We start from the raw sequence: 16129 nt of genomic DNA, 5'->3' as shown, positions 1-16129 counted from the left end.
ACGGTGACGGAAATGTTCCCGGAATCTCTTTCGCACCTTCAGAGGAGTCGCATGCGGAGTGCCATCATCGCTGCCGCCGCCGTTGCCGCGCTGGCTGGTTGTTCGTCGTACGACAGCGTGACGCAGCGCATCGCGCAGAGCATCACGCCCTATCGGATCACTGTCGTGCAGGGCAACTTCGTGTCGCAGGAGAAGGCCGCGCAGCTGCAGGCCGGAATGACGCGCGAGCAGGTCCGCGCGCTGCTCGGCACGCCGCTGCTGTCGGACATGTTTCATGCCGACCGCTGGGATTACCTCTTTTACTTCAAGCGCGGCTCGACGTCGATCGTCCAGCAGCGCGACCTCGTGCTGACGTTCTCGGGCGATCGCCTCGCGAGCTGGACGGGTGCCGAGAACCTGCCTTCCGAACTCGACCTGCTGGCCGATATCGACGGCGATCGCGGCGGCAAGAAGGCGAAGGCCGCGGCCGCGGCGAAGAAGGCGTCCGAGGCCGCGGCTGCCGCGAGCGCCGCGCAGGCGGCCGCGACCGCATCCGCCGAGCCGGTTTCCGGCGTGGCGGTCGACCAGGATGCCAACGCCCAGGCGGCGCGCGCGGCGAACCGCGCGACCAACCAGGTGTCGGGGCAGGGCACGACCGCCCGCCGCTTCACGCCGTCCGCGCAGGCTTCGGGCGGCGCGCCGGTGCCGGGCGGCCAGCCGCCGGGCGCCGCGCCGGCGATCCAGCCGCAATTCCAGTTCCATCGCCCGCCGCAGCCGAACGTGTCGAGCGAGGCGTCGCCGCCGGTCGGCCCGCGGGGTTCGGACAACCTGCAGAACCAGCCGCTCACCGCGCCGGCCCAGTCGCAGTAAGCGGCCGGCGAGCGGAAACAGGGCGGCATGTGCCGCCCGCTTTTAGACCTGTCGTGTAGAAAGCCATGAAGATTGCGATTGCCGGTGCATCGGGCCGTATGGGCCGGATGCTGATCGAAGCCGTTCTCAACGATTCCGACGCGCAGCTCGTCGGCGCGCTCGACCGCGCCGATTCGCCGTTCCTCGGTCAGGACGCGGGCGCGTTCCTCGGCAAGGAAACCGGGATCAAGCTGACCGACGACCTCGACGCCGTATTCGCGCAGGCCGACTACCTGATCGACTTCACGCGGCCGGAAGGCACGATCGCGCACGTCGCGGCCGCGCTGCGCCACGACGTGAAGCTCGTGATCGGCACGACCGGCTTCACCGCCGAGCAGAAGGCCGAGCTGCAGGCTGCGGCAGGCAAGATCGGCATCGTGTTCGCGGCGAACATGAGCGTTGGCGTGAACGTCACACTGAAGCTGCTCGAATTCGCGGCAAAGCATTTCTCGCACGGCTACGACATCGAGATCATCGAGGCGCACCACCGCCACAAGGTCGACGCGCCGTCGGGCACCGCGCTGATGATGGGCGAGGCCGTTGCCGGCGCGCTCGGGCGCTCGCTCGACGAATGCGCGGTGTACGGCCGCCAGGGCGTGACGGGCGAACGCGATCCGTCGACGATCGGCTTTGCGGCCGTGCGCGGCGGCGACATCGTCGGCGATCACACCGTGCTGTTCGCCGGGATCGGCGAACGGATCGAGATCACGCACAAGTCGTCGAGCCGCGTATCGTACGCGCAGGGCGCGCTGCGTGCGGTCCGCTTCCTGTCGGCGCGCGGCGCCGGCCTGTTCGACATGCAGGACGTGCTCGGCCTGCGCTGACCCTCACGGGGAAACTCCGATGGCGATTCCCACCGGCGTTGTCCACTACCTCGAAAGCGGCGATGCGATCACGCACGCCGTCGCCTACGTGCTGCTGGCGATGTCCGTCGCCAGCTGGTGCTTCCTCCTCATGAAAGCCTGGCTGCTGGTCCGCGCGAAGCGCCAGGGGCCGCGGGCGCTCGCCTCGTTCTGGCGCGCGGCGTCGCTCGACGCGGGCATCGCCGCGCTCGCCGGTGCCGATCGCGAGCGCGTGTTCGTACCGCTCGCCGAAGCGGCGCGCGATGCGGCCGACGAACATGATCCGTCCGCGCTCGCCGCGCGTGTCGAGCGCAGCGAACGCGTGCTGCGCGCGCTGCGTCACGCGATGCTGCGCTCGCAGCGCCGTCTCGAGTCCGGTCAGGTGCTGCTCGCGTCGATCGGCAGCACCGCGCCGTTCGTCGGCCTGCTCGGCACCGTATGGGGCATCTATCACGCGCTCGGCAGCATCGCCGCGAGCGGGCAGGCGCAGATCGAGAACGTCGCGGGGCCGGTCGGCGAGGCGCTGATCATGACCGCGTTCGGGCTGGTCGTCGCGATCCCCGCAGTGCTCGCCTACAACATCCTCGGGCGGCTCGTGCGCCAGCTCGCCGAGGAACTCGACGGCTTCGCGCGCGACCTGCACGTGTTCGTGTGCGCGCAGGAAGCCTGACGCGCGTATTCCGGAGGAGCGACCATGGCATTCGGCGGACTGGAGCATCACAAGACGTCCGCGCCGATGGCGGAGATCAACATGACGCCGCTGATCGACGTGATGCTCGTGCTGCTCGTCATCTTCATCATCACCGCGCCGCTGATGACGCACGCGATCCGGCTCGACCTGCCGAAGGTCGCGGCCAGCGTCGCGCGCGACACGCCGCAGTCGGTCACGCTGTCGATCGACGACGCCGGCAAACTCTACTGGGACGACGCGCCCGTCGCACTCGACGCGCTGCCGGCGCGCTTCCGGGCCGCCGCCGCGGGCGCCGCGCCGCCCGAGCTGCGGCTGCGCGCATCGCGCGCGACCCGCTACGAGGTGATCGCGCAGGTGATGGGCGCCGCGCAGGCTGCGGGCCTCACGCGGATCGGCTTCGTCACCGACGTGCCGCCGACGGGTGCCGCCGCACCGGCGGCCACGGGCGCGACACGCTGACGCGCAGCCCGCCCGCGCGCCGGGGCGGGCAAGAATGCATGGCCGGCCCGCGAGACCGGCCGTCCCGCCCGCCACGGACGGTATAATCTTCGTTTCCGCCCGGTTGGCAGGGTTTCGCCGGGTAACCTGGAGACCCTCCGGGTTACCCGGCGAATATCCGGAACCATGAGGCAGGCCCGAGAACCGTGAGCCTGCTCCCGCCGCCGGGCTGCCCGATTTCGTCCACTTCCGCGTGCCCGCCTCGTGGCGCGCCGCTTAAAGCCTAGTCCGAACCACACCATGCACGAGAGATACGTACCCGCCGACGTCGAAGCCGCCGCCCAGGGCGACTGGCGCGCAGCCGATGCCTACAAGACGAAGGAAGATTTGCAGAAGCCGAAGTTCTACTGCGTGTCGATGCTGCCGTACCCGTCCGGCAAGCTGCACATGGGTCACGTGCGCAACTACACGATCAACGACGTGATGTACCGCTATCTGCGGATGAACGGCTACAACACGCTGATGCCGATGGGCTGGGATGCGTTCGGGATGCCGGCCGAGAACGCCGCGATGGCGAACGGCGTGCCGCCCGCGAAGTGGACCTACGACAACATCGATTACATGAAGGGCCAGATGCAGTCGATGGGCCTCGCGATCGACTGGTCGCGCGAGATCGCGACGTGCAAGCCCGACTACTACAAATGGAACCAGTGGCTGTTCCTGAAGATGCTCGAGAAGGGCATCGCGTACAAGAAGACGGGCACCGTGAACTGGGACCCGGTCGACCAGACCGTGCTCGCGAACGAGCAGGTGATCGACGGCCGCGGCTGGCGCTCGGGCGCGCTCGTCGAAAAGCGCGAGATCCCGATGTACTACCTGCGGATCACGCAGTACGCGGATGAGCTGCTGAACGATCTCGACGGCCTCGGCTGGCCCGAGCGCGTGAAGATCATGCAGCAGAACTGGATCGGCAAGAGCTTCGGCGTGAACTTCGGCTTCCCGTACGAACTCGACGGCGAAAAGAAGCTGCTGCGCGTGTTCACGACGCGTGCCGACACGATCATGGGCGTCACGTTCTGCGCGGTCGCGGCCGAGCATCCGCTCGCCACGCGCCTTGCGCAGGGCAAGCCGGAACTGCAGGCGTTCATCGACGAATGCAAGCGCGGCGGCGTCGCCGAGGCCGACGTCGCGACGATGGAGAAGAAGGGCGTCGCGACGGGCTTCTCGGTCACGCATCCGCTGACGGGCGAACCCGTCGAGGTGTGGATCGGCAACTACGTGCTGATGAGCTACGGCGAAGGCGCGGTGATGGGCGTGCCGGCACACGACGAGCGCGACTTCGCGTTCGCGAAGAAATACGACCTGCCGATCAAGCAGGTGATCGCGGCCGAAGGCCAGACGTACTCGCTCGACGCATGGCAGGAGTGGTACGGCGACAAGGAGGTCGCGGTCTGCGTCAACAGCGGCAAGTACGACGGCCTGGCATATGGCGCGGCGGTCGATGCGATCGCGGCCGACCTGAAGGCCGGCGGCTTCGGCGACAAGCAGGTCACGTGGCGCCTGCGCGACTGGGGCGTGTCGCGCCAGCGCTACTGGGGCACGCCGATCCCGATCATCCATTGCCCGTCGTGCGGCGACGTGCCGGTGCCGGAGCAGGACCTGCCGGTCGTACTGCCGGAAGACCTCGTGCCGGACGGCTCGGGCAACCCGCTCGCGAAGTCGGAAGCGTTCCTGAACTGCACGTGCCCGAAGTGCGGCGCGGCCGCGAAGCGCGAAACCGACACGATGGACACGTTCGTCGATTCGTCGTGGTACTTCTCGCGCTACACGGCACCGGACGCCGAGACGATGGTCGACGCGCGCACCGATTACTGGATGCCGATGGATCAGTACATCGGCGGCATCGAGCATGCGATCCTGCACCTGCTGTATTCGCGCTTCTGGACCAAGGTGATGCGCGACCTCGGCCTCGTGAAGTTCGGCGAGCCGGCGAAGAACCTGCTGACGCAGGGCATGGTGCTGAACGAGACGTTCTACCGCGAAGACGCGGCGGGCAAGAAGACCTGGTACAACCCGGCCGACGTGACGGTCACGCACGACGACAAGGGCCGCCCGGTCGGCGCGACGCTGAACACCGACGGCCAGCCGGTCGTGCTCGGCGGCATCGAGAAGATGTCGAAGTCGAAGAACAACGGCGTCGATCCGCAGGTGCTGATCGACCAGTACGGTGCCGATACCGCGCGCCTGTTCACGATGTTCGCCGCACCGCCCGAGCAGCAGCTCGAGTGGTCGGGCGCGGGCGTCGAGGGCGCGAGCCGCTTCCTGCGCCGCGTGTGGAGCTTCGGCGCGACGAATCGTGAAGCGCTCGCCGCGCGTGCGGGCTTCGACGCGGCCGCGCTCGGCGACGCCGACAAGGCACTGCGCCGCGAGATCTACAGCGTGCTGAAGCAGGCTGATTTCGACTACCAGCGTCTGCAATACAACACGGTCGTGTCGGCCGCGATGAAGATGCTGAACGCGATCGACGGCGCGAAGGGCGCGACGCCCGGCGTGCTGCGCGAAACGTACGGCGTGCTGCTGCGCGTGCTGTATCCGGTCGTGCCGCACGTCACGTTCGAGCTGTGGAAGGCGCTCGGCTACGCGGACGAATTCGGCCCGCTGCTCGATGCACCGTGGCCGAAGGTCGACGAGGCCGCGCTCGAGCAGGCCGAGATCGAACTCGTGCTGCAGGTGAACGGCAAGGTGCGCGGCGCGCTGAAGGTCGCGAAGGACGCGAGCCGCGAGGCGATCGAAGCAGCGGCGGTGGCCGACGACGCGTTCGCGAAGTTCAGCGACGGCAAGCCGGCGAAGAAGATCGTCGTCGTGCCGGGCCGCCTCGTGAACATCGTCGTCTGACGGCCGCCGGCCGTCTGACGTACCCAGAAGGAGCGAAGGTGATCCGCAGATCGTTTTTGATGCTCGTCGGCAGCGCGGTCGCGCTGTCGGCATGCGGCTTCCAGCTGCGCGGCCAGCAGGACTATGCGTTCAAGCACCTGCTGGTGGCCGGCGCGCCCGCGCCCGTCGAGGCGCGGCTGACGCGTCTCGTCGAGGCCGGCAGCGACACGAAGATCGTCAAGTCGGCGGACGACGCCGACGCCGTGCTGCGCATGTGGGAGTCGCGCGGGCAGAACACGCTGACGCTCAACAAGTATGGGTCGGCGCAGGAATACGCGCTGTTCTATACGCTGAACTACACGCTGACGAGCAAGGACGGCACCGTGCTGATCCCGCCGAGCGCGATCGCGCTGAACCGCGCGATGACGTACAGCGACCAGTACACGAACGCGAAGGCGCAGGAAGCCGACATCCTGTACGCGGACATGCAGAACGACGCCGTCGACCAACTGATGCGGCGTCTCGCGATCGTCCACTCGCTGACGCCGGCGCCGGAGGACGTGGTGCCGGGCGTCGCGCCGGGCGCGCCCCTGCCGCCACCGCCGCTCTGATCGACGGCGCACGCACCGATGCAATTGCGACTTGATGCGCTGGAGCCGCACCTCGCGAAGGGGATGGCCGGACTCTACACCGTCTACGGCGACGAGCCGCTGCTCGCGCAGGAAGCGTGCGACCGCATTCGTGCGGCCGCGCGCGCGGCCGGCTTCACCGAACGTTCGGTGCACACGGTCGAGCGCGGCTTCGACTGGAGCGTGCTGCTCGGCGCGACCCAGGCGATGTCGCTGTTCGGCGAGCGTCAGCTGATCGAGTTGCGCATTCCGTCGGGCAAGCCCGGCAAGGAAGGCGCCGACGCGCTGAAGACGCTCGCGGCCACGCCCAATCCCGACGCGCTGATGCTCGTCACGTTGCCGCGTCTCGATGCGGCCACGCAGAAATCCGCGTGGTTTACCGCGCTGCAGAACGGCGGCGTCGCGCTGAAGATCGATCCGGTCGACCGCGCGCAACTGCCGAACTGGATCGGCCAGCGTCTGTCGATGCAGGGCCAGCGCGTCGCGGCCGGCGACGATGGCCGGCGCGCGCTGCAGTTCATCGCGGAGCGCGTCGAGGGCAACCTGCTCGCCGCGCACCAGGAAATCCAGAAGCTTGGGCTGCTCTATCCGCAGGGCGTGCTGTCGTTCGAGCAGGTGCACGACGCGGTGTTGAACGTCGCGCGCTACGACGTCTTCAAGCTGAATGAGGCGATGCTCGCGGGCGACGCAGCACGGCTCGCGCGGATGATCGACGGGTTGAAGGGCGAGGGCGAGGCGATCGTGCTCGTGATGTGGGCCGTCGTCGAGGAATTGCGCACGCTGTTGCGGATCAAGCGCGGGGCGACGGCCGGCAAGCCGCTCGCCACGCTGCTGCGCGAGAACCGCGTGTGGGGGCCGCGCGAACGGCTGATCGGCCCCGCGCTGAACCGCGTGTCGGAAGCGGTTCTCGAGAAGGCGCTCGCGTTCGCCGCGAAGCTCGACCGGCAGGTGAAGGGGCTGTCGGCCGTCGCACCGGGCCGCCGCACGCAGGACGATCCACCGCCCGATCCGTGGGACGGCCTGTTCCAGCTCGCGATGACGGTAGCGGGCGCGCGCGGCGAGCGACCGCCGACCGCGGGTCGCGTGCGTCGTTAAGCCCCGTCCGGGCCTTCAGCGCACGCATCGCAACCCGCTTACAATGTTCCGATAGCTGGCGCGGCCCGCTTGCCGCCGCGCTCCACGCTTCCCACGAATTCACGCCGCGCCAAGCGGCTCGCTTTTCGAGTCACACGATGGATATCGACCAGTACATGACGGACCTGGGCCGCCGTGCCCGGCACGCTTCCCGCGCGATGGCGCGCGCCAGCACGGCCGCGAAGAACGCGGCGCTCGACGCCGTGGCCCGCGCGATCGAGCGCGACGCGCAGGCGCTGAAGGATGCGAATGCACGCGACGTCGCCCGTGCCCGTGAAAAGGGGCTCGATGCGGCGTTCATCGACCGCCTGACGCTGTCGGACAAGGCGCTGAAGACGATGGTCGAAGGCCTGCGCCAGGTTGCGTCGCTGGCCGATCCGATCGGCGAGATCGGCAATCTCAAGTACCGCCCGAGCGGGATCCAGGTCGGCCAGATGCGCGTGCCGCTCGGCGTGATCGGCATCATCTACGAGTCGCGCCCGAACGTGACGATTGACGCGGCCGCGCTGTGCCTGAAGTCGGGTAACGCGACGATCCTGCGCGGCGGCTCCGAGGCGCTCGAATCGAACGCGGCGCTCGCGAAGCTGATCGGCGAAGGGCTCGAGGCGGCCGGCCTGCCGCAGGATGCCGTGCAGGTCGTCGCGACAGCCGATCGCGCGGCGGTCGGCAAGCTGATCACGATGACCGAATACGTCGACGTGATCGTGCCGCGCGGCGGCAAGAGCCTGATCGAGCGCCTGATCAACGAGGCACGTGTGCCGATGATCAAGCACCTCGATGGTATCTGCCACGTGTATGTCGACGATCGTGCCGATCTCGCCAAGGCGCTGACGGTGTGCGACAACGCGAAGACGCACCGCTACGGCACCTGCAACACGATGGAAACGTTGCTCGTGTCGAGCGGCATCGCGGCGACGCTGTTGCCGCCGCTCGGCAAGCTGTATCGCGACAAGCAGGTCGAGCTGCGCGTCGATCTGGCCGCGCGCGCGGTGCTCGCCGAAGCGGGCATCGGGCCGCTCGTCGACGCCACCGACGAAGACTGGCACACCGAATATCTCGCGCCGGTGCTCGCGATCAAGGTCGTCGACGGCCTCGACGCGGCGATCGAGCACATCAACCATTACGGCTCGCACCACACCGATGCGATCGTCACCGAGGACCACGACCGCGCGATGCGCTTCCTGCGCGAAGTCGACTCGGCCAGCGTGATGGTCAATGCGTCGACGCGCTTCGCGGACGGCTTCGAATTCGGCCTCGGCGCGGAAATCGGCATCTCGAACGACAAGCTGCACGCACGCGGCCCCGTGGGCCTGGAAGGGCTCACGTCGCTGAAGTACGTCGTGCTCGGGCACGGCGAAGGCCGTCAGTAACGCGAGGCGCACAACCGATGGCAATGCTCTGGGTCAAGACGTTCCACATCGTTCTGATCGCCGCGTGGTTCGCGGGGTTGTTCTACCTGCCGCGCATCTATGTGAACCTGGCCATGGAGACCGATCCGGCCGCGGTGCGGCGCCTGCTGCTGATGGCGCGCAAGCTGTTCCGCTTCATGACGATGATCGCCGTGCCGGCGCTCGCGTGCGGGCTGTGGCTCTGGCTCGTGATCGGCATCGGCCAGGGGCAGGGCTGGATCCACGCGAAGGTGACGGTGGTGCTGCTGCTCGTCATCTACCACGCGTATTGCGGACACCTGCTGCGGGTGTTCGAGCGCGGAGAGAACAAGCGCACCGACAAGTGGTATCGCGTGTTCAACGAGCTGCCGGTGCTCGGCATGCTCGTGGCGGTCGCGCTGGTCGTGATCAAGCCGTTCTGAACTTTCCGGCGGCCGCATGCCGGCAGTCGATCGACGCGCAAATGAAAACGGCGCCCCTCGGGGCGCCGTTTTCATTTGCGCGTCGTATGCGTCATTCCTTCGTCGGGTCGTCGATCCGGCGGCGCGTGATCGCTTCCTTCGCGCGGCCGACGCGCTCCATGAGCGCGGGCCCGCGCGACAGCGCAACGCCGACCGCGAGGATGTCGCCGATCGCGAGATGCGACATCCGCGACGTCATCGGCGAGAACACGTCCGTTTCCTCGGCCACGTTCGACGCGAGGCTCACCGTCGCGAGCTTCGCGAGCGGCGAGTGGCTCTGCGTGATCGCGACGACCTTCGCGCCGCACGCGAGCGCGGAGCGCGCGGCATCGACGATATCGCGCGTGCGGCCGGTATTCGAGATCGCGACGACGACGTCGTGCGGCCCGAGCAGCGCCGACGACATCGAGAACGTGTGCGGGTCCGAATACGCGACGCTCGGCACGCCGAGCCGAAAGAACTTGTGCTGGATGTCCTGCGCGGCGATGCCCGAGCCGCCGGCGCCGTAGAACTCGATGCGCGACGCGTTCGACAGCAGGGCGATCGCGTCGGCGACGCTGCCGGCCGACAGGCTGTTGCGCACTTCGATCAGCGCGCCGATCGTGCGGTCGAACACCTTGCCGATGATGCCGGGCGCGGGCTCGTCGGGCTCGACGTCACGATAGACCGACGACACGCCCGGCGCGACGCTCTGCGCGAGCCGGATCTTGAATTCGCGAAAGCCGCTGCAGCCGAGCGCCTGGCAGAAGCGCGCGATGGTCGGCTGGCTGACGCCCGCGCGGGTCGACAGCTCGGTCATTGCGAGGTCGAGCACCTCGCGCGGCGCGGCGAGAATGTAGTCGGCGAGCTTGCGCTCGGACGGGCGCAGGTCGGCGCGGATCGCTTCAATGCGAGGCAGCATGGGGCGGCGAATGAAAATCGGGTTCGGATGAGCGAGTGTATCGCAATCGAATTGTAGAAAATCTACATGGAAATGCTAGCTCCATCGTCAGCGATTTTCTAGACGACAAATGCTCAAGATTAGGGTTTTCACTAGGTAAAGCCTTGCTGGTGGCGGGAATGAGGGTTGCGCGCATGTCGATCTGCATTGCATGCTTGTAGTTTTTCTACTAGACTGGCTTCGTTCGTTCGACGCACTCGAGCGTCCCCACGATTCCAACCGCCGGTGTCGTCCGGCATACAGGAGCGCCCAGCATGACGTCGCTGCACCCCACCCTGGCGAAAGTCACCGAACGCGTGATCGCCCGCAGCCAATCGACCCGTTCCGCCTATCTGCAGCGCATCGACGGCGCGCAAGGCAAGTTCCCGGCGCGTGGCGCATTGTCGTGCGCGAACCTCGCGCACGGCTTCGCGGGTCTCGAAGGCAGCGACAAGTTCCAGATCAAGGCGATCCGCGAGCCGAACATCGGCATCGTGTCCTCGTACAACGAGATGCTGTCCGCGCACGCGCCGTACAAGGACTTCCCTGACATCATCAAGGTCGCCGCACGCGAGAACGGCGGCGTCGCGCAGTTCGCGGGCGGCGTGCCCGCGATGTGCGACGGCGTCACGCAAGGCAATCCGGGGATGGAGCTGTCGCTGTTCTCGCGCGAGGCGATCGCGATGGGCACGGCGATCGCGCTCACGCACAACATGTTCGACGCGGCGCTCTGCCTCGGCATCTGCGACAAGATCGTGCCGGGCCTGCTGATCGGCGCGCTCCAGTTCGGCCACCTGCCGACCATCTTCGTGCCGGCCGGCCCGATGACGAGCGGCCTGTCGAACGACGACAAGGCGAAGATCCGCCAGCAATTCGCGACCGGCCAGGTCGGCCGCGACGCGCTGCTCGAAGCGGAATCGGCCGCGTATCACGGCCACGGCACCTGCACGTTCTACGGCACCGCGAACAGCAACCAGATGCTGATGGAACTGATGGGCCTGCACCTGCCGGGTTCGGCGTTCGTTCATCCGCACACGCCGCTGCGTACCGCACTGACCGCCGAAGCCGCGCGCCGCGTGCTCGACCTGACGGTCGAACGCGGCCAGTACACGCCGATCGGCCATGTGATCGACGAGAAGGCGATCGTCAACGGGATCGTCGCGCTGCTCGCGACGGGCGGCTCGACCAACCACACGCTGCACCTCGTCGCGATCGCGCGCGCGGCCGGCATCCTGATCGACTGGAACGATTTCGACGAGCTGTCGGCGGTCGTGCCGCTGCTCGCGAAGATCTACCCGAACGGCAAGGCCGACGTGAACCATTTCCACGCGGCGGGCGGCGTCGCGTTCCTGGTGCGCAACCTGCTCGAAGGCGGGCTGCTGCACGAAGACGTGACGACCGTCGCAGGCAAGGGCCTGTCGCATTACACGAAGGAGCCGAAGCTGATCGACGGCAAGCTGACGTGGGTCGACGGCACGGCCGAGAGCCACGACACCAAGGTGCTGCGCGGCATTCGCGACCCGTTCCAGCCGGACGGCGGCCTGCGCCTGATGCAGGGCCGGCTCGGCCGCGGCGTGATCAAGATTTCGGCGGTCGCACCCGAGCACCGCAAGGTGAGAGCGCCCGCGATCGTATTCGATTCGCAGGAAGCCGTGCAGGAGGCCTTCGATCGCGGCGAGCTGAAGCGCGATTTCGTCGCGGTCGTGCGCTTCCAGGGCGCGCGCGCCAACGGGATGCCCGAGTTGCACCGTTTGACGCCGCTGCTCGGCGTGCTGCAGGATCAGGGCTTCCACGTCGCGCTCGTGACCGACGGCCGCATGTCCGGTGCGTCGGGCAAGGTGCCGGCCGTGATCCACGTGTCGCCGGAAGCGCTGCTGGCCGGCCCGCTCGGCAAGGTCAAGACGGGCGACACGCTCGTGATCGACGCGGAAGCCGGCATCCTCGACATCGAGGTCGACGACGCCGAGTGGCAGGCGCGCCCGGTCGCGCAGCCGCTGCACCAGGCCGAGAACGAGGTCGGTTTCGGGCGCGAACTGTTCGGCGTGTTCCGCGCGGCGGCAGCGCCGGCCGAGCAGGGCGCATCGGTTTTCGGGGCGCTGGTCGGCGAAGCGGCCGTCCGCGTCTCTGCATGAATTTCAAGGAGCGAATTTGATGAAGACGATTGCTGAAATCGTGAAGCTGGGCCCGGTGATTCCGGTGCTCGCATTCGACTCGGTCGAGCAGGGCGAACACGTGTCGCGCGCGTTGCACGCGGGCGGCGTCAAGGTGCTCGAGATCACGCTGCGTACGCCGGCGGGCCTGGAGGCGATCCAGCGCGCGAGCCAGCTCGCGGACGACATCGTCGTCGGCGTCGGCACGATCACGAAGCCCGAGCACTGCGCGCAGGCGAAGAAGGCCGGCGCGAAGTTCGGCGTGTCGCCGGGCCTGACGAAGGACCTGCACCTCGCGTCGCTCGACGCCGGCCTGCCGCTGCTGCCGGGCGTGATGACGCCGAGCGACATCATTCAGGCGCTCGAATTCGGCTACGAGATCGTCAAGTTCTTCCCCGCGCAGCAGGCCGGCGGCGTGCCGATGCTGCAGGCGTTCCACGGCCCGTTCCCGGCGCTGAAGTTCTGCCCGACGGGCGGCATCACGGTCGATACCGCGCCGAATTTCCTGAAGCTGCCGAACGTCGTGTGCGTCGGCGGTTCGTGGCTCACGCCGGAGGCCGCGCTTGCCGCGCAGGACTGGGCCGAGGTCACGCGTCTCGCGCAAGCCGCGAGCCAGCTTCACCGTTAATACTTGTACGAAATGATAAGGGCCTGTTCGCGCCAGTAACGGGGCTTGCGAACGTCACGCCCTTGACCCTCGGCAAACAAGCGCTTAATGCTTGTTTTACCGAGGGTTTTTGCTGATGGAACCGGTTCTATCCGTGGGCCGTAAAGATAAGTAAAATTCAGCGTCCTCACGGGGTGGGTGCCCCCCGTGTTTCGGAGACCTGCATAGCCGGGCATACTCGCAACAGCTCGCCCGGTTTCGAACAATTCAAGGAGGAGTGCCACATGGGGGCTGTCCAAGGCAGCATGCTGCTCGTATTCACGCTGATCGCGATTGCCGCGCTGATCCTGATGATCGCGCGCTACAAGATCTACCCGTTCCTGGTGCTGATCATCGTTTCGCTGGGCCTGGGTCTCGTCGTCGGCATGCCGATGGACAAGATCGTCAAGTCGTTCGAAACGGGCACGGGCGGCACGCTCGGCCACATCGCGATCGTCGTCGGCCTCGGCACGATGCTCGGCAAGATGATGGCCGAATCGGGCGGCGCCGAACGGATCGCGACCACGCTGATCGACTGGTTCGGTGAAAAGAACATCCACTGGGCGATGATGTTCGTCGCGATCATCGTCGGCTTGCCGGTGTTCTTCGAAGTCGGCTTCGTGCTGCTGATCCCGATCGCGTTCAACGTCGCGAAGCGCACCGGCAAATCGCTGCTCGTCGTCGGTCTGCCGATGGTGGCCGGCCTGTCCGTCGTGCACGGGCTGATTCCGCCGCACCCGGCCGCGCTGCTGGCCGTTCAGCAATACGGCGCCGATATCGGCAAGACGATCGCGTTCGGCCTGATCGTCGGCGTGCCGACCGCGATCATCGCCGGTCCGCTGTTCGCGCTGATGATCTCGAAGTTCGTGAAGCTGCCGGAAAACAACCCGCTCGCAGCGCAGTTCGTCGATACGCACACGGACGGTCGCAAGCGCGAGCTGCCGAGTTTCGGCATCACGCTGTTCACGATCCTGCTGCCCGTCGTGCTGATGCTCGTCGGCAGCTGGGCCGACCTGGTGTTCGCACCGAAGTCGCTGCCGAACAACCTGCTGCGCTTTGCCGGCAACTCCGACGTCGCGCTGCTGATCGCCGTGCTGGTGAGCTTCTTCACGTTCGGCAAGCTGCAGGGCTTCAACCGCGACCAGATCCAGAAGTTCTGCGGCGAGTGCCTGGCGCCGATCGCCGGCATCACGCTGATCGTCGGTGCGGGCGGCGGCTTCGGCGGCGTCCTGCGTGACAGCGGGATCTCGCAGCAGATCGTCGAGACCGCGAAGCACGCACACCTGTCGCCGCTGCTGCTCGGCTGGTTCGTCGCGGCGCTGATGCGTCTGGCAACGGGTTCGGCGACGGTCGCGATGACGACGGCCTGCGGCATCGTCGCGCCGATCGCGGCGGCGTCGGGTGCGGCGGTTCGTCCGGAGCTGCTCGTGCTCGCGACGGGCTCGGGCTCGCTGATCTTCTCGCATGTGAACGACGGCGGCTTCTGGCTGATCAAGGAATATTTCGGGATGACGGTCGGCCAGACGTTCAAGACCTGGTCACTGCTTGAAACCATCATCTCGGTGCTGGGTCTGAGCTTTACGCTGCTGCTGAGCGTGGTCTTGTAACAAGGGGTAGTCAATGATTCTGATCGCAATGGGCGTGTCGGGCGCGGGCAAATCGCGAATCGGCGAAATGCTGGCAGAACGCCTGTCGTGCAGCTATACCGACGGCGACGCGTTTCACAGCGCGGCGAACAAGGAAAAGATGCACAACGGCATTCCGCTGACCGACGACGACCGCTGGCCGTGGCTGCGCACGATTCGCGCGGCCATCGAGGAGAAGCAGCGCGCCGGCGAGACCGCCGTGTTCACCTGCTCGTCGCTGAAGCGGTCGTACCGCGACGTGCTGCGCGGCTCCGATACCGACGTGCGGTTCGTGTATCTGAAGGGTTCGTTCGAGGTGTTGCACGAGCGCCTGAAGACCCGCACCGGCCATTTCTTCGATCCGTCGCTGCTGAAGAGCCAGCTCGACACGCTCGAGGAACCGGGCCCGGACGAAGCGATCGTGGTCAGCATCGAGCTGACGCCCGAACAGATCGTCGATCAGGTCATGCTGAAGATCGGTATCGCGCGGCAACATTGAGCGCGGTTCGCGGCAATCGTCATGCAGCAGTGAAAAAGGCGCCCCTCGGGGCGCCTTTTTTCGTTGGCGGTGCGTGAGCCGCTCAGGTCGCACGGACGTGCTGCGCGATGCCGTCGAGCAGCACGTCCAGCATCGTGTCGTGCACGGCGGCCGGATCGAGTTGCGCATAGAGCGGGGCGGCCGATTTGACGAGCGGATGCGCGGTATCGGACAGCGCATGCATTTCCGCGAGCTCGACGTCGTTCGCGGGCCGCGTGAGGCCGCCGGCCTCGGCGGCGGCGAGGCCGATCACGCTCGCATACCAGCCGACGCACACGGTCGGCAGTGCGCTGCGCGGGATGCCGGCATCGGCCAGCGCGCGATGCACGGTCTCGATGTGCGCGAGATCGGCCGGCCCGGTGCTCATGTGACGCTGCAGCAGCGCGAACGCGGCGGGGTGGCGCAGCGCGAGCGCGCGGTACTGGCGGGCGAGATCGAGCAGCCGCTCGCGCCACGGCAGTGAAGGGTCGACCGGCGCGAGCGAGCGCGACAGCGCGTTCGCGATCGCACGGCTCAGGCCCTCTTTCGACTTGAAGTGATAGAGCACGCTCATCGGGTCGCATCCGACCGACTGCGCGAGCTTGCGCACGCTGAACGCGGCTTCGCCGACCTCTTCGAGCAGCGCGAGCGCGGCCGCGACGATCGCATCCTTGTCGAGGCCGCGCGGGCCTTGGGCGGGTTTGTCTTTCATGGAAGCGGGATGGCTGCGGCTGTAATCTTGACGAAAACATATTCTACGCTGTAGAATTATTTCTGCGGTGTAGAAATTGGGTGTCCCGGCACCTTTCAATGCGTGCTTTCGCACGGTCCGGGATCCTGGCAGGCACGAGCGTGCCTGCCGTCAACACGGGCCATCGCGCCCTTTATCTCGTTGACACCCAAGTGGAACCGGCTGCCCCACCCGCG

At 67.2% G+C, this 16129-nt stretch carries 15 protein-coding genes; 13 read left to right on the top strand and 2 right to left on the bottom strand.

Annotated elements, in window-relative coordinates:
- The first annotated feature begins 51 nt into the window (after window positions 1-51).
- The 9 genes from WS66_RS26605 to WS66_RS26565 all read left to right on the top strand — a co-directional run bounded on the left by WS66_RS26605 (window position 52) and on the right by WS66_RS26565 (window position 9306).
- Window positions 52-849 (top strand): outer membrane protein assembly factor BamE, encoded by a 798-nt coding sequence (locus tag WS66_RS26605; protein WP_059608228.1) that lies wholly within the window; start codon window positions 52-54, stop codon window positions 847-849.
- A gap of 65 nt (window positions 850-914) precedes the next feature.
- Window positions 915-1712, top strand: coding sequence for a 4-hydroxy-tetrahydrodipicolinate reductase (gene dapB / locus WS66_RS26600; protein ID WP_059608229.1), 798 nt, complete (start codon window positions 915-917; stop codon window positions 1710-1712).
- Between the two features lie 19 nt (window positions 1713-1731).
- Window positions 1732-2400, top strand: a complete 669-nt coding sequence (locus WS66_RS26595) for a MotA/TolQ/ExbB proton channel family protein (protein WP_059608230.1) — start codon at window positions 1732-1734, stop codon at window positions 2398-2400.
- A 24-nt stretch (window positions 2401-2424) separates the two neighbouring features.
- Entirely contained in the window at window positions 2425-2880 is a 456-nt protein-coding gene (locus WS66_RS26590; RefSeq protein ID WP_059608231.1) for an ExbD/TolR family protein, read from the top strand.
- Window positions 2881-3159: 279 nt separating this feature from the next.
- The gene (leuS, locus tag WS66_RS26585; RefSeq protein WP_059608232.1) at window positions 3160-5754 is read left to right on the top strand and encodes a leucine--tRNA ligase; all 2595 of its coding nucleotides are present in this window, start codon (window positions 3160-3162) and stop codon (window positions 5752-5754) included.
- Between the two features lie 38 nt (window positions 5755-5792).
- On the top strand, window positions 5793-6344 hold the full coding sequence (locus tag WS66_RS26580) for an LPS-assembly lipoprotein LptE (protein WP_059608233.1): 552 nt from the start codon (window positions 5793-5795) through the stop codon (window positions 6342-6344).
- Window positions 6345-6362: 18 nt separating this feature from the next.
- On the top strand, window positions 6363-7457 hold the full coding sequence (gene holA / locus WS66_RS26575) for a DNA polymerase III subunit delta (protein ID WP_059608234.1): 1095 nt from the start codon (window positions 6363-6365) through the stop codon (window positions 7455-7457).
- 137 nt (window positions 7458-7594) lie between these two features.
- Complete coding sequence (locus tag WS66_RS26570; RefSeq protein ID WP_059608235.1) at window positions 7595-8866, top strand: glutamate-5-semialdehyde dehydrogenase; 1272 nt, start codon at window positions 7595-7597, stop codon at window positions 8864-8866.
- 17 nt (window positions 8867-8883) lie between these two features.
- Window positions 8884-9306 (top strand): CopD family protein, encoded by a 423-nt coding sequence (locus WS66_RS26565; protein WP_108064730.1) that lies wholly within the window; start codon window positions 8884-8886, stop codon window positions 9304-9306.
- A gap of 91 nt (window positions 9307-9397) precedes the next feature.
- Here the strand turns inward: WS66_RS26565 and WS66_RS26560 are convergent, their stop codons facing one another.
- Window positions 9398-10246: a MurR/RpiR family transcriptional regulator gene (locus tag WS66_RS26560; protein WP_059608236.1), complete on the bottom strand. Its 849-nt coding sequence runs from the start codon at window positions 10244-10246 to the stop codon at window positions 9398-9400.
- Between the two features lie 293 nt (window positions 10247-10539).
- Here WS66_RS26560 and edd point away from each other — a divergent pair, with 293 nt between their 5' ends.
- The 4 genes from edd (at window position 10540) to WS66_RS26530 (ending at window position 15184) form a co-directional block, all read left to right on the top strand.
- Window positions 10540-12396 carry a phosphogluconate dehydratase gene (gene edd / locus WS66_RS26550; protein WP_059608237.1) on the top strand — a complete coding sequence of 619 codons (1857 nt, stop codon included), beginning with the start codon at window positions 10540-10542 and terminating at the stop codon, window positions 12394-12396.
- A gap of 19 nt (window positions 12397-12415) precedes the next feature.
- A complete protein-coding gene (gene eda / locus WS66_RS26545; protein WP_059608238.1) occupies window positions 12416-13042 on the top strand; it encodes a bifunctional 4-hydroxy-2-oxoglutarate aldolase/2-dehydro-3-deoxy-phosphogluconate aldolase in 627 nt (208 codons plus the stop codon).
- Window positions 13043-13305: 263 nt separating this feature from the next.
- A complete protein-coding gene (locus tag WS66_RS26535) occupies window positions 13306-14667 on the top strand; it encodes a GntP family permease (RefSeq protein WP_059535304.1) in 1362 nt (453 codons plus the stop codon).
- Between the two features lie 13 nt (window positions 14668-14680).
- A complete protein-coding gene (locus tag WS66_RS26530; protein ID WP_059608239.1) occupies window positions 14681-15184 on the top strand; it encodes a gluconokinase in 504 nt (167 codons plus the stop codon).
- A gap of 82 nt (window positions 15185-15266) precedes the next feature.
- Here WS66_RS26530 and WS66_RS26525 read toward each other — a convergent pair whose 3' ends face one another.
- Window positions 15267-15914 carry a TetR/AcrR family transcriptional regulator gene (locus tag WS66_RS26525; RefSeq protein ID WP_059608240.1) on the bottom strand — a complete coding sequence of 216 codons (648 nt, stop codon included), beginning with the start codon at window positions 15912-15914 and terminating at the stop codon, window positions 15267-15269.
- Window positions 15915-16129 lie beyond the last annotated feature (215 nt).

Source organism: Burkholderia sp. LA-2-3-30-S1-D2 (assembly GCF_001523915.2).
In the GTDB taxonomy this organism is placed as follows: Bacteria; Pseudomonadota; Gammaproteobacteria; order Burkholderiales; family Burkholderiaceae; genus Burkholderia; species Burkholderia diffusa.
The sequence above is the reverse complement of the archived record's forward strand: the minus strand, read 5'-3'. Positions and strand labels throughout refer to the sequence as shown.